The organism is Lentzea aerocolonigenes, from assembly GCF_000974445.1.
In the GTDB taxonomy this organism is placed as follows: Bacteria; Actinomycetota; Actinomycetes; order Mycobacteriales; family Pseudonocardiaceae; genus Lentzea; species Lentzea aerocolonigenes.
Genome location: NZ_BBOJ01000009.1, coordinates 263,010 through 277,254, shown reverse-complemented (window position 1 = coordinate 277,254; position 14,245 = coordinate 263,010). Strand labels below are relative to the sequence as shown.

Below are 14,245 nucleotides of genomic sequence, written 5' to 3'. Positions count from 1 at the left end.
GGCGTCAGATGGTCACAAAGTCGTCGTCAGCGACGATGGCCAGGAGGCGCTTGAGCGCGGCGGTGATCCAGGTGATGTTGTCGACCTTCGGACCGAATGCGGCCAGTTCTCCCAAATCCACCCAGGCGAACTCGGAGTACTCGTGGTTCAACACCGGCGCGCCGGCGATGTGCCGGGCCAGGTGGTGCGGCAGGATCATGTGGCTGCCGTCGGCCTTCACGAAGTTGACGTTGACGCTGTACTGCGGGAGAACGTTGATCGCGAAACTTTCCCCCACCTCCTCCGTCTTCTCCCTGCTGAGCGCGTCGACGATCGTCACGTCGGAGTGCTCCATCTTCCCTCCGATCAGAGAGAAGACACCGTCGTAGTCCTGTTCTCCTTTCCTCCGGCAAAGCAGGACCTTCCTCCCATCAGCACTGAAGACCGCGATCTTCGGGCAGTACTGGAACGCAAGGTGGTTCATCTCGTCGTCCTTCCCCTGGGCAGCAGGCACGTCACTCTCTGTTCAATCGACCAATCAGTGCGGCAAGTTGAGCCTCATATTTGTCGTATTGGTTTCGCCTACTGGCATCGATGGCCTTCCCGAGCTTCGCAAGGGTGTCAGTGAGGTTGTCGCGGGAGCGCAATGCGACTTCGATCTCTCCCTGGCTGCGAGCGATCTGCACGAAGCGTAGTGACGATGCTCCCTCCGAGTCCTCCGCGGACGCCCTTGCCTCCCATGCCTCGGCGATGACCTCGACAGCCCTCCCGAGGTCGACACCCGACCAGCCGCGGGCCAGGCCTTCAAGAACGAACGCGTGCGTCCCGGACGGGAGATCGGCCCGGTGGGCACGAAGCCACGTGAGAGTGTCCTCAGCGACGCGCAACGCGGACACGTCACCAAGCCGCCCCGCGTTGATGGCGCTGGCCCGCACGATCTCGGGCAACCACTCAGCGGGAATGCTTTCGCGACTGTCGAGGAGATGACGACTGAGAAGGTGGGCCTTGTCGATGTCCCCCGACACGTATGCGACACCCTCCGCGGCGATCGTGTGGAAAAGTCTGGCGTCCCCGCCTATCGCCTCGACAACGAGCCGCTGATCGCCCAGCGCCTGGCCCAGGAAACCGGCGCGCACCTCCGCCCTCGGCAGGTAGTCAAGGCCCGCCTTGCACTCCTCCAGCAGCAGTTCCGCCAGCACCGTCAGGACGGCACGGTTGTCCGTGTGCCACGGGAGCGAGCGAGCGGCGTCCAGGTGGCGCGCCGCGTCACGACGACCCAGAAGCAAGGCAACCCTGGGCTGCCCGCTTTTGCGCAACGACCGGACCGAGTCCACCGAGAGCCTCAAGGACTCGACCCAGTCAGCGCGACCGGAAACGAGAGCATCATCCATTTCCGCAGCGTTCCGGTCGCGGCGCCACGCGTAACGCAGCCCCTCGAGTGACACATCCGCTACGGCCAGAACGGTGCAGATCCTGTCCAGATCTTTGCGAGACGGCAGGATCGCACCAGTTTCCCAACGACTCACCAAGCTGTGATCCACCGGGATCTCGACAGCAAGTTCGATCTGCCGCATCCTACAGGCCTTTCGCAAGTTCCTGAGCTGCACGCCAAATGAGCCCGTGAATTCATACGGCGCCGTGTCGTCGGTGCGCATCGGCCATCCCCTCTACGCCAACCACATTCGCTCAGGCGGCCAAAATACCTCGACTGCCGGCTCGATAGACCGAGATGGCCTTCAATCCCGCATCCCACGCCTGCCGGAAAATATGACACACGTCTTCCAGCGTTGCGCTCTGCGGAAGATTTATCGTCTTCGAGACACCGTCGTCAACCAGACGAACCGCAATGCGAAGCAGGTTCAGGTGTTCATCGGACGATATCTCGGTCGCGGTCCTGAACAGCGATCCCCAGCACTCATCGGCCCGCACAAGATTGGCGCCGATCATAACGCGCAGCGGAAGCACCCAGTCGGCCCCGTCATGCAACGTAAGAAATGGTTCGATACTCGGATTCACACCCAAGAGCAGAGCGCTGCGACCCGACGGCGGAAGAGCGGTCGTCATCACGTTGCGCAATCCTGCTCGTGCCGCATGCGAAGCGAGCCTGTGCCACGCGACCTGATCGATCACAGTAGGAATCTCACCGAACCGGGCGAGAAAGCCCGGATCGTGCCGGTATCGCGAATCGTCGAAACGGGCGAAAGGGCCGCGGCGCCGCGCCAGCCGCAAAGACGCCTCCTTCGAGCAGAAGTTGATGGTCGCCAACACATCCGCAACGACCTGAAGGCTCTCCGGAGAGGCGTAGTCGAGCCCCATCCACAATAGCGCGTCAGCCAGGCCGCACAGGCCGATGCCGATCTTTCGCTTCGATGCCATGACGGCTGCGCTCGCCGGAACCGGCAGGGCCTTGACACTGGCTTCGACAGCGTCATCAAGCATCCGAGTGAGACAAGCGGCCACTTTGCCGACCAGATCCAGGTTCACCTTTGGATTCGGCCCCGCACTCAGGCACGCGGCAACGTTGACGTAGCCGAACACGCACGTCTCGCCGGGCGAAAGGCCGACCTCCGCACAGGGCGCCGTAGTGACGTATGGCGCAACCTCACTGAGCGCGTTACCCGCATTGTACCGCTTGAGGGAGATCAACCCTGGGTCGCCGCAACTCCAGGCACACGCCACCAACGCGTCCCAAATCTCCTGGGCACCCCGCCTGGAACCATCAGTCATCCTGATGCTCGAACCAGCTGCCAGAGCGGCTGTAAAGTCATCCGTGACGTCGACCGAGATGTTGAAGTGAACCAGGTCGTCGCGGCCGGTCTTCACCGCTATGAAGTCCAGGACCTGCGGATGATGCACACTGATATGCGCGATGTTGCCCACGTAACGCTCACAACTGCCGGAATTCTGCACGCGCGCCGCATGTTGGTTGAGACGCTGCAGCAACGCGCACGGGTCTTCGGCATCGCTCAGATCATAGCCCGATCCCATGTTGAGGTTGTAATACGCTTCCGCCAAGTCGAGGTCGGCCGCCACCAGGGAACGAACCTTCAGCGGCACCGCCGAACATGAACCGAGGGCCTGACGCCCCGCGGCGATGTTCGTCAACAGAGGCGAACCGAGGGTGCACAACCCACGCCGGGTGAAGTCGTAGAAATCAGTCAAGGCGTCGTCCGCATCGTGTGCTGCTTCCCCGAGTGCCTGCTCTGCACCGGCCAATCGCGCGATCAGGCCTGCCAGCAGATCGGCCGATGAACCGTCAGGGGCGAGAATCGCCTCTCGACGCATGAACTCCGTCGTTCGCCTGGAGAAGATCACGTTTTCGTAATGCGCCGCAGGATTGATTTCCATCAGTCCGCCCACCGTTCCCCTCAAACGTGCCAGCTGTTCACAGCCTCAGCCGATCAACCCACGAACAACGGTATCCAGAAGGATTGGGAGCCCGCTTGCAGGCTTGTTCAAGTGTGTGATCCAGCAACGCGATCAGCCTCCCACCGTAATCGCGATGATCTCCCTTTGGCTTCGATGTCACTCACCTGGCCGCGCCGGTCATGAGGCGCGCCGGGCCGAGCACACGGCCGAGCCTCCCCACCGCGCGCCGTAGAGCAGGCCCGGCAGCAGGCGCCGGAACCGCACGTGGATCTCGCCTGCCCGGTCCACGGCGTGCTGGTTTCCGCTCGGTTCGGTGTCGGACCGTTGCAGCACGCCGTCGAACGTCCGCACGAAGCGCTTGCGGTCGTGCTCGAACCGCACGCGCAGGTCGAACACCTCGCACGGCCGTTCGGGCACGTGCAGCACGCACGGGTGCATCGCGTCGCGGTTGAGCAGCCGATACCTCACCGCGAAGTCGTAGGTCGCGCCGCGTGCCAGCGGTTCGGCGGGAACCAGGGTGAAGCCGGGGCGTTCCAGCGGAGAACCCCGGTCCTGCAACGTGCCTCCGTAGAGCAGGTGCACGTCCACGTCGCGCCTGCGCACCGGGAACACCGACGCGAACTCCAGCGAGTCCACCCCGTCGGAGTCGACGACGACCTGGTAGCGCTCCAGCACCTCCGGCTGCCCCTGGTCCAGTGCCACGGCGACGCTGAGCTCCGCGGTGTGCCAGCCGCCGTCGTCGCGCCGGGCGGTCGTGACGGCGAGCTCGGCCAGCTGGTCGACCGCCTCGTCGACGCGGCGGCGCACGGTGCGGGCGTCGCGGTCGATCATCGCCGCCACCCAGCCGACGCGTTCCTGGTAGAGCGGGTGCCGCACGTCCGGGATGAGACCGAACGCCGCCCGTGCCGCGAGCTGGAGGTCCTCGGGGAGCTGCTCGACCAGCTCGGTCAGCCTGGTGACGAGCTTCTGCCTCGCCGCGGCCGGTCCGTCGGCCCTGGTGATCCCGCACGCCGCGGCGAGGCCCGCACCGACCTTGTCGACGATCCGCCCCGCGTGCACGCCCCGTCCCTTGCGCAGTGTCTTCAGCTCGCGAACCAGGTTCGTCGTCATCTCCGCTCTCCTCCCCTTGTGTGCTGACGTGCGGCGGAGGCAGGTTGCGGCGGGCGTGTGGACGAGAAGTGGACACGCCGTGGATCCGTCAGACGTGCTCCGGACGCAGGACCGTCCGCGCCACCGACGAGACCAGCGCGATCCCCAGGCGCACACCGTCGCAGCCCAGGAAGACCCGCGAGGTGCCGATGCGGTCGAGCGCGGGCTGGTCGACGGCGCCGAGCCCGAACGCGATCATCTCCGGGCACGAGGCCGACGCGGTGAGCCGTGCCAGCGCGAGCGGCCAGGCCGGATCGGTCGCCCTGCCGTCGGAGACGAAGAACAGCACGGGCCGCCGCACCCGCAACCGCTGCGCCTTCAGGCCGTGCACGTCCCGCTCGACGGTGTCGCGCACCAGGGTGAACGCGGAACCGAAGTCAGAACCCGATTCCTGGCGGGGTGTAATGGTTTCGGCTGGGGCGAGCGCCGGCCGCAACGGCTGCACGACGTGCGGTCGTTCCGCGAAAACGACCACGCAGAGCCGAATCCGGTCGGCCCCGCGCCGGTCCGCGTGCAGGGCACCGCGAAACTCCCGCATCCCGGCGTTCACCTCGCCGAGGTGGTCGGTCATCGAGAACGACACGTCGCACACCACGTAACACGGCAACACATCGGACACCATCGGTCTCCCCCTCACCACCAAGCGTGACGCGGGCAACCGTTACCGGATCGCGTTGATCAAACGTGGACAAAAAGATGATTTCCTGACACGCCAACGGACCCTTGCGCGACATTCCACCCAGACAGCAGTCGGACGGCTAGGAGGACGGCGTGGAATTCCGGATGCTCGGTCCGCTGGAGGCGTGGCACGAACACACCTCCGTTCCGTTGGGGGACCAGCAGCAACGCTTCATCCTCGTCGTACTCCTGTTGCACGCGAACAAACCCGTGTCACCCGAACGGCTCACCGAGACGGTGTGGCCGAAGAACCCCGACCGCCGAAGTCTCGTCCGCAGCTACATCAAGCGGCTCCGCACGGCGTTCGAGCTCACCGACGCCTCGATCGACACCACCCCCACGGGCTACGTGCTGCGCGTCGACGAGGAGCAGATCGACACCGTGCGCTTCGACCGGCTGCGGGCGCAAGCCGCGCAGGCGGTGCAGGACAACGACCAGCGCGGGGCAATAGAACTCCTGCGCGAAGCGGTCGCGTTGCGGCGAGGACGGTTCCTGGAGGACATCGACATCGACCGCGTCGGCGGCGCCGAGGTGATCCCTCCGGAGGAGAGCTACGACGACGCGCTCGGTGACCTGGCCGAGCTGGAGCTGGTCGTCGGCGACTACCGGTCCGCCCGGGACCGGATGCGCCGCGCGGTCCGCACCGCACCGGACAACCAGAAGTACTCCGAGCTGCTGATGCGCGCGCTGATCGCGTGTGGCGACCGCGTCGGCGCCGTCCGCGTGTTCGACGCCGCGGCCGAGGCACTCGCCGACTTCGGCATCGAGCCGGGAACAGTGCTGCGCAACCTCGCCGAACGCGCTCGGCGGGGCGAGCCGGTCAGCTCCCTCCCGTCGCGCCCCCGCGCGTTCACCGGCCGCGCGGCGGAACTCGGTGAGATCGAGTCAGCGGCGGCCTCGACGGGCGAACGCCGCGCGATCTGGATCAGCGGCGCCCCCGGGATCGGGAAGTCCGGGCTGGCCGTCGAAGCCGCCCACCGGCTCCGCGGCCGTTTCCCCGACGGGCAGATCCTGTTGCGGCTCAACGGGTTCACGCCCAACGTGGTCGAGATGTCGATCTCGGACGCGCTCACCCAGCTGCTCGTCGAGCAGGGTGTCCCTGCGGAACAGATCCCGGACACCGTGGGCCGCAAGGCCACGCTGTTCCAGTCCCGGCTCTACGGCACCAGAACGCTCGTGGTGCTGGACAACGCCGCCTCCCCCGAGCAGGTCAGGCCGTTGCTGCCGGAAGCGGAGGGCTGCTTCGCGATCGTGACGAGCAGGCACATGGGCGAGCCGGACATCAGCGCGCACCTGCGCCTGTCCCCGCTGCCTCCCGACGACGCGCTGACGATGTTCCAGACGCTGACCGACCCGTTCCGGATCCGCGGCCGGTCAGCCGATGTGGCCGGGCTGGTCAAGCGGTGCGGCTACCTGCCGATGCCGATCAACGTCGCGGCCGCGTTGTTCCGCCGGCACGACAGGTGGTCGCTCGATCACCTGCTCGGCCTGATGGACGAGACCGGGCCGTGGCAGGAGGACGGCACCGCCGCCGTCCGCGCGTCCTACCTGCAGCTCGACGAGGAGCTCCAGCACGTCTTCCGCCTGTTCGGCCACCTGCCCGGCCCGGACGTCGACATCAACGCCGCAGCCGCGCTCGTCGGCCGTGACGTCGCCGCCACCCGCAAGCTGCTCTACGACCTGCACGAGGTCTGCCTGCTGGAAGAGGTCGGCCTCGACCGCTACCAGATGCTGGACTCCGTCAAGGAGTTCGCCGCCGCACAACCGCCGTCCCCCGAAGCGTTGGCACGCCTGCTCGACTTCTACCTCGTGACGCTGGCCAACGCGGTGCGCGTCGCGTACCCGTTCGACCTCACCATCCTGCCGTCGGTGGACCGCGAGAGCCCGCTCGGCCTGCGGTTCACGCACGCGGACGAGGCGCACAAGTGGATCAACGTCGAACGCGACAACCTGATGGCCGCTATCAGGCACTCGGGCGGAGACCACGGGTGGCGGCTGGCCGCGTTGATCTGGCGGCACTTCAACACCGCCAACCGGTTCGCGGACTGGATCGACGCCGTCAGGTCCGTGCGCACGGACGACGACCACAGCCAGGCGCACGTGCTGCAACGGTTGTCCACCGCGAACGACAGGCTCGGCAAACACGCCGAGGGACGCGACTTCGCCGAGCAGGCACTGGCGAGGTGGGCGCGGCTCGGTGACGTCGCGGGCCAGGCGGCGGCGCGGTGCGCACTCGCGATGTCCGCCATGCAGCTCGGTTCGCACGAGGTCGCGATGAGGCACTTCGAGGCCGCGCTGGCCAAGTACGAGCAGTGCGGGGACCTCCGGGGCCGGGCGCACGCGTTGAGCATGCTCGGCTATCTCAACGAACAGCACCGCAGGTTCGACGTCGCGCTGCGCCAGCACGACGACGCCGTGCCGATCCTGCGGGAAATCGGTCACCTGCAAGGACTCGCGCACGCGCTGAACAACCGCGGCGCGAACCGGCAGCACCTCGGAATGTTCGACGAGGCCATCCCCGACCACCTGGAGGCGCACGAGATCGCGGTCGAGATCGGCGACGCCTGCGTGTCCGCCTACGCGTTGACCAACATCGCCGACGCCCACCGGCTCGCGGGCAGGTTCAAGGCGGCGTTGCACCACCACGACCTCGCGACGAAGGCGGCCGCCGGGCTGGCCGACGCGGAGCTGCAGGCGAGGCTGCTGCACGACCGCGCGGCCACCGTGCGCGACCAGGGCGACCTGCTCGCCGCGTTGCGCCTCTACGAGTCGTTGCTGGACGTGGCGAGCGGCACCGGCAACCTGACCCACCGCTCGCACGGCGAAATCGGGGTGGCGCGGACGATGCACGCCCTCGGCCGGCACGCCGAGGCCGTGCCGCACTGGAACGCGGCCGAGGTGGCGTTCCGCGAGCTCGGCCAGCCGGAGGCCGAGGAGGTGCGGGACGAACGCGCGGCGCTGGCTTGCGCGTGCGGTCAGCGGTGAGTCAGCAGGCGTTTCAGGTCCGGGTAGACCGCCACGACCGCGCGGTGGTTGTGCCACCTGCCCAACGTCCTGGCGAGCTGCCGCAGGTCGGTCCGCACCGTCGCGGAGTCGACGTGCGCGGCGTCGTCCAGCGTCTGGGCGAGCGTGCGGCAGCTCTCGTCGACCTCGCCTGACAACGCGTGCGCCAGCGACCGCCGCGTGCCGAAGCGGGCCCTGGTGCGGCGGGAGTTCGCCGGTACCAGGGCGAGCTGCCGGTCCAGCACGGCCGCGGCCTCGGCGTTGAGGCCGAGGTCGGACATCGCCCATCCCCTGGCCAGCTCCAGCGGATCGGGCGCGCTCGACCCGAGCGCCGGGTAGGGACTGTCGGTCGTGGCGGACCGCATCAGGTGCGCGGCACGGTCGAAAGCGCTTTCCGCCGCGTACCGGTCACCCGCGAGCGCGTGTCCCTGCGCCTCACGTCGTGCGGCCAGCGCGAGAACGCGGGCACCGGCGCTGCCGATCCACTGCGCCTGCTGGGCGAGGTTGATCGTGGCGGAGGCGTCCTGCCGGTAGAGCGCGAGGCCCGCCTCCCGCACGAACGCGTAGCTCGCGATGTCCGGATCGCCTGCCGCGCGGGAGAGTTCGGAGGCGTGCCGCGTCCACCACAGCGCGCCCTGCTCGTCACCGGCCTCCTGGCACATCCAGCCGGTGTACTCGGCGATGCGCGCGGCGAGCCGCAACAGCCGCGTGCCGACCGGCCCGGTGTTCTCCCGCGCCATGCCGTGCACGGTGTGCTGCAAGGCTTTCAACGGTTCGAGCGTCAGCATCGGACTGGTGTGCAGGCCGAGGGCCTTCAGGTTCTCGAACGAGGTGCGCATCCCGGCGAGCACCTGTTCGTCCGGCACCGACCGCGGCCCCGCGCCCGCGAACGCCCCGACGCCGAGCATCGTCCCCGCCACCAGCACCTGCCGCCGGCCGAGTCCCGCGCCCTGCCGCGCCGCGGCCTCGACCAGCCGCCCGCCGACGTCCAGGACGCCGTCGCACAGCCGCGCCACGACCGGGGTCGGCGGCTTGAGGTCGTTCTCGATCTTGCTGAGATAACCCTTGCTGTAGTGGATCAGCTTCGCCAGCTGCCCCATCGACAACCCCGCGGCGACGCGGTGCTGACGCAACAGCTCACCAAAAGTTTCGGACACGATTGCCTCCCGCTCCGGCGTGCGCCGAGTACACCATCCCCAACACCGGCACCGCAATCGCCCCGGCCGTTTCGAAAAATGACCGGGGCGCATTTGCGGCTAGCTCACCCGTGCCACGGGTTGCCGCCACCGTCCTGCGTCTGCGTGGTGGTCGTGGTGGTGACCGGCGGGTTCTCGTCCGCACTGGCCGTGCCACCACCGGAAACAGCGGCCGCGACGGCGAGAGCGGTCACCAGCGTGGTCGCGCCGGCGATGAAAGAGGACACGATTTTGGACATGGCGAATCCTCCGAAGGGAATCGGATTTGATTTCTGAATTTCGCCCGCTTCCGGCGGGCTCCCTTCGAGGATTCATCTTCAAAAACGGCTGAACCAGGTGTTTCCCGTTGCCCACCGCAGTGGTCAACACGTCCACTCCTCATCCACTTCTGGTCAACACCGGGAGCGGATGCTGCACGCTCCCGGCCGCCGGCCGGGAGTCAACAGGGAGGTTTGGAGTGACCGAATCCGCGACCTACGACATCGCCGTGTCGTTCGCCGAGGACCAGCGCGCCGTGGCCGACGAGGTCGTCGAGGCGTGCCGGCAGCGCGGCCTCACCGTGCTGGAGAACAACGACGAGCCGGACGCGCAGGTGCGCTTCCTCGTGCCGTTCGTGTCCACTGTGGACGAACTCGCGGCGCAGGACGGCGACGAGCACGTGCTGCCCGTGCTGACCGGCGAGGTCCCCGCGTCGTCACCGCGCCCCTACCTGCGTGCGGACGAGGGCCTGGTGGACGTCCTGGTGAGCCGGGTGGAGGCGGCGGAGACCGCGGGCAGGGACCGGGTGTCCGTCGCCGAGGTGACGACGCCTCCGGCCGAAGAGCCCGCGCAGGCCCCGTTGCGCGCCCTGGCCGAACAGTTCGCCGCCGCATCGCCCGAGCTCACCAAGCGCGGCCTCGCCGGCAGCGTGCACCTGGGCGACACGACCGTCGCGGTGCGCGTCGAACGGGAGAACGACACCGTGTACGCGTTGGAAGTCCACTGCGGTGGCGACGAGACCGTGAACTTCGTGGTCCTCGGCGGCTCGACCGAGCTGTTCCCCACGCTGTGCCAACGCATCGAGGACATGCTGTCGACAACGGCGTGACGCGCAAGGGCGGTGCCCCTGGAGGGGACACCGCCCTTTGTCACCGCCTGGCCCTCTCGACCACTTCCTCCAGCCGCAACGGACTGGGCGGGTGGTGGCTCAGGCACAGCGGCGCCCGCATCCGCCGGAACCCGAACGTGTCCCCGGTGACGTAGAACTGCCCGCGCTCCAACCGCGAGATGTCCGCGATCGAACTCCCCTTGGCCCGCGCCATGTCCGTGGCCGCGGCGATCTGCGCGGGGCTGTTCAACCGCCCGAAGAACTGCGTGGTCGCGTTGCCGGTGACCTGGTTGTGCACGCCTTTCGGCGCCTGCGTGGCGAGCAACAACCCCAACCCGTACTTGCGGGCCTGCGAGGCCAGCAGGATCGTGGTCTGCGTGCTCGCCGTGACCCCACCGGACGGCGCGATCGTCTGAGCCTCGTCCATCACCAGAAGCCCGCCGAGCGGCCGGTCCGCCGCGGGGTTGCGCTTGATCCAGGCGAACACCTCCAGCTGCAACTGACTGATGAACCCCTGCCGCTGCTCGTCCGACGGCAACCCGACAAAGCTGATCACCGAGACCCGAGCCCGTTTCCCTTGCGACGGCCGGAGCAACGCCCCGGGATCCGTCGGTTCCCCCTGCCCGGCGAGCAGAGGATCGTTGACCATCGCGGCCCTCAAGGTCTCCGCGAGATCAGCCGCCGTGGCCGCCGCCGACGTCAACTTGCTGACGCCCTCCGGCAACTCCGCCAGCAGATCCACGAACCCGTTGAGGTCCCGCCGATCCTCACGCGCGTAGTGCTTCAACGCCTCCTTGAGCACCGCACGCCCGCGGACCGCGAACTTCGTCCCGTTGGCGATCCGCGCATGGGGCACCAGCCGCGCCACCGCAGCCTCGATGGCCGCGACGAACTCGTCCTCGTCCCCCCGCACCTCGGCGAAGTCGGGCAACGGGTGGAAGGTGAGCGGCCGTCCGCTCGCCCGTCCCGGCGTCCACACGACGACCTCGGTGCCGGCCAGGTACTCCGCGGCCGACTCCTGGTCCCCCGGCCGCCACTGCTCCGGCGGCTCGGGCCAGGCGTCCCCGAGCCGCGCCAGATCGTTGTTGGGATCGAGCACGATCGCCGAGACCCCGCGCAGCGCACACTCCTCGACGATCCTGCGCAGCAACACCGTCTTCCCGCTGCCGGAGCCCGCGAACACGATGGCGTGCTTGCGCAACGACTCGAGCTCGATGCGGATCTCGCCGTCCATCCCGAGCACGATCGCGTCAGGGCTCGCCGCAAGTTTCGGCTGAGGCTCCTGAGGCTTCGGCTCCTGGGATTTCGGCTGCGATGGTTTCGGCTGCGGGGCTGCCAGCTTCGACGCTTGCGGCTTCGAGGGCGGCGGGCGCGTCTCCTGGTGGCTCACAGCCGTTCGTTCCTGCCGTGGCAGCACCGATCGCAGAAACGTGGTGCTGCTGGCAGGTTTCCGTGCCACCAGCCAGGCGAGCAGCTGGTGGGTCCGTGCCGCGGAGATCTCCTTGAGCGCGCTGAATGTCCTCAGGTCGTCGTCCGTGATGTCGATGCACCGACCCCCCGCGCTCTCGAGCTCGGCCACGAGCCGTTGCGTCACCATGCCCGTCCAGCCCTTCGGCCCGTTGCGAATGATGACCAGATGCCGGCCGCGGCCCCCGTGCGAACCTTCTGCCGCAGCACGCGCGTCGCGCAGCTTGCGCAGCACTCGGTTGCCGTGACTGCTCGCGATGAACCGCAGACCCCAGCGCTCCTGGGTGTCCAGTTCCTCGTTCACGGTGAGCCTCAGCCCGGCGTGGAGCCGCATGTCGTCGGAACTCGGCTCCGGGTGCCATTTCAGCTCGTCGTTGCCGACCTCGGTGATCCAGGACTTGAGTCCGGCGAGGAGCAGGGCCGGCAGGATCTCGTCCTCGTTGGCCGGTCTGACCTCCACCGCCGCTATCTCGGCCGTCTGCTTCAAGTGCTCGAACCTGGCGTCGAGCTCTGACATGTAGTCCGGCTCGGGCCCCGCGGTGACAGGTGCCGCCACCACGTCGGAGGGCAGTGGCTCGTCGAACGAACCAAGTTCCCTGATCTCGCCGTACAAACAGGCTTCCGCGTGCTGATGCACCCGCTTGAGCAGCTGCCGGGGCGTGCGGTTCGCCCAGTTCCCGGGCTCGAACGCGCTCGGCGCCACCGGCCAGGTCGGATGCGGTGGAGTGATGCCGTTGCGCTGGTAGATCACGCCCAGCCACTTCTCGACCAGTTTCCTGCCGATCTCTGGATCAGCGATCGCGGCCAGGATCGGCGTCGTGGTGAAACGGTCCTCGACGGTGTCGCTCGCAATCGACTTCAGCATCAGCCACGTGTCGATCAGACAGGCCACCACGGTGATCGTGCGCCTCGTCGTCTCACGGAGCTGCATCAAGCCGTCCGAGATGTCTGCGATCTCCTGCACCAGCTCCGGGTTGGTCACCTTCTCCCCGACCTCGTCCTGCCCCTTGTTGACCAAAGTGTCGAGCTGGTCGATGGCGATGACGCAAGGCCCCGTCATGGCGAGAACACGGGAGATGTCGCGCACCAGAGCACGGGACGGGTTCGCCTCCGCCGGCAAGCCCCAGCGGCGACGTTCCTCCCCGGCGTCGTCGACCCCCTTGAGGAAGGACCGGCCGATGTCGGAGTGCTCCGAGGCGTACAGCACCAACGCTCGGATGGTGTCCCCACACTCCACGGCGATGCGACTGTCTACTTTGCGCAGACCGGTGACGAACGTGCGGAGGTGTTCGGGCGTCAGAGTTGCCTCACCCAGAACAGCTCTGGCGGCCTCCGGAGGCGCATCGGCACCCAGGCACAACTGCCGCAGGAGCACCGTGAGCTGCAGCTCGCCGTCGTCGTTGGCACGACGCAGCTCGCTGCGCATCGCGTCGGCGATGTCGTCCCAGAACGCCATGCCGGACGTGACTTCCACGAGGAAGAAGTAGCCGCCCTGCTGTTGCACCATCCTGCGCACCGAGCCCAGCAGATGCGTCTTGCCCACGCCCTTCTCACCCTGCAGCACGAGACCGCCAACGCTCGGGCCGATGCTGTCCCTCGCATCGGCGATGCCGGCCCGGAGGCGGTGCTCAGCCCTGGTGTGCAGGCCTTCGATGTGGAACGGGGAGGCGTGCCAGACATCGTCAGGTGTCTCGGCGGAGTTGAACCGCACGACCGCCAGCGCCTCACGCAGGTGCTCGGTCATGATTCCTCGATCGCCATGAGGTGCTTGTCCTCGCCACCGATCCGGATCGCGGCCGCGTGGTCCTCGTCGGTCAGCATCTTGCGGTTCGAGCTGGGCACCAGATGCGCGTAGCCGGTCTTGACCATCTTCAGCATGGTGTCGTCCACCTCCTCGCGGTCTGCGCCGTTGAGGCGCGGGCGGATCTTCGCGAGTCGGACCCAGTCCTGATAGCCGTCACCGAGATCCAGGTACACCTGACGGATCAACGACTCCAGATCACCGGAGCGAATCGCCTCAGCGAGAAACCCCCGTTCGTAGACGAACCGCACGATCCGACGCAGCACCAAGGCGTGTACCCGTGCCAGCGGGCCGATCCGTGACGGTGCGTCGCCGTCCATGAGGTCGCTCGTGCACCAGGCGACGCCCTGGTCCGTGATCCGGTGAAGGAGCCTCCTACCCTCCTTCGAGGACTCGAGCAGCCCGGCGTTATTCAAGGCGTTGCGGTCGTCCTTGGACAGCTCGATCTTGTACTGCTTGACCAGCTCCACGTTGGGGATCACTCGGTCCTCCAACCACAACTGGAGGAGTGCGGCC

General features: G+C 67.6%; 11 protein-coding genes. 2 read left to right on the top strand and 9 right to left on the bottom strand.

All coding sequences use genetic code 11. The features are described 5' to 3' along the window. Positions 1-4: 4 nt before the first annotated feature. The 5 genes from AOM45_RS19445 to AOM45_RS19425 form a co-directional block, all read right to left on the bottom strand. Complete coding sequence (locus tag AOM45_RS19445; protein WP_156093663.1) at positions 5-463, bottom strand: NUDIX hydrolase; 459 nt, start codon at positions 461-463, stop codon at positions 5-7. Positions 464-494: 31 nt separating this feature from the next. Further along, complete coding sequence (locus AOM45_RS19440; protein WP_030466263.1) at positions 495-1,634, bottom strand: helix-turn-helix domain-containing protein; 1,140 nt, start codon at positions 1,632-1,634, stop codon at positions 495-497. 31 nt (positions 1,635-1,665) lie between these two features. Beyond that, complete coding sequence (locus AOM45_RS19435; RefSeq protein WP_081901925.1) at positions 1,666-3,339, bottom strand: ribonucleotide reductase barrel domain-containing protein; 1,674 nt, start codon at positions 3,337-3,339, stop codon at positions 1,666-1,668. 186 nt (positions 3,340-3,525) lie between these two features. Further along, on the bottom strand, positions 3,526-4,458 hold the full coding sequence (locus AOM45_RS19430) for a hypothetical protein (protein WP_051782941.1): 933 nt from the start codon (positions 4,456-4,458) through the stop codon (positions 3,526-3,528). Between the two features lie 88 nt (positions 4,459-4,546). After that, a complete protein-coding gene (locus AOM45_RS19425; RefSeq protein WP_030466266.1) occupies positions 4,547-5,119 on the bottom strand; it encodes a vWA domain-containing protein in 573 nt (190 codons plus the stop codon). A gap of 149 nt (positions 5,120-5,268) precedes the next feature. Between AOM45_RS19425 and AOM45_RS19420 the strand changes: the two genes are divergently transcribed. Next, positions 5,269-8,160, top strand: a complete 2,892-nt coding sequence (locus AOM45_RS19420) for an AfsR/SARP family transcriptional regulator (protein WP_236703754.1) — start codon at positions 5,269-5,271, stop codon at positions 8,158-8,160. Here the strand turns inward: AOM45_RS19420 and AOM45_RS19415 are convergent. Together AOM45_RS19415 and AOM45_RS50965 are read right to left on the bottom strand one after the other, a co-directional pair. After that, positions 8,151-9,335: a helix-turn-helix domain-containing protein gene (locus AOM45_RS19415; RefSeq protein WP_030466268.1), complete on the bottom strand. Its 1,185-nt coding sequence runs from the start codon at positions 9,333-9,335 to the stop codon at positions 8,151-8,153. The genes AOM45_RS19420 and AOM45_RS19415 overlap by 10 nt on opposite strands. 104 nt (positions 9,336-9,439) lie before the next feature. Continuing rightward, complete coding sequence (locus AOM45_RS50965) at positions 9,440-9,613, bottom strand: hypothetical protein (protein ID WP_156093664.1); 174 nt, start codon at positions 9,611-9,613, stop codon at positions 9,440-9,442. 218 nt (positions 9,614-9,831) lie between these two features. Here AOM45_RS50965 and AOM45_RS19410 point away from each other — a divergent pair, with 218 nt between their 5' ends. Continuing rightward, complete coding sequence (locus tag AOM45_RS19410; RefSeq protein ID WP_051782942.1) at positions 9,832-10,461, top strand: hypothetical protein; 630 nt, start codon at positions 9,832-9,834, stop codon at positions 10,459-10,461. 40 nt (positions 10,462-10,501) lie between these two features. Here AOM45_RS19410 and AOM45_RS19405 read toward each other — a convergent pair whose 3' ends face one another. Both AOM45_RS19405 and AOM45_RS19400 read right to left on the bottom strand, forming a co-directional pair. Beyond that, positions 10,502-13,672, bottom strand: coding sequence for a helicase HerA domain-containing protein (locus tag AOM45_RS19405; protein WP_030466270.1), 3,171 nt, complete (start codon positions 13,670-13,672; stop codon positions 10,502-10,504). Further along, positions 13,669-14,211: a hypothetical protein gene (locus AOM45_RS19400; protein WP_236703753.1), complete on the bottom strand. Its 543-nt coding sequence runs from the start codon at positions 14,209-14,211 to the stop codon at positions 13,669-13,671. Before AOM45_RS19400 ends, AOM45_RS19405 begins: the two co-directional genes overlap by 4 nt. Between the last annotated feature and the right edge of the window lie 34 nt (positions 14,212-14,245).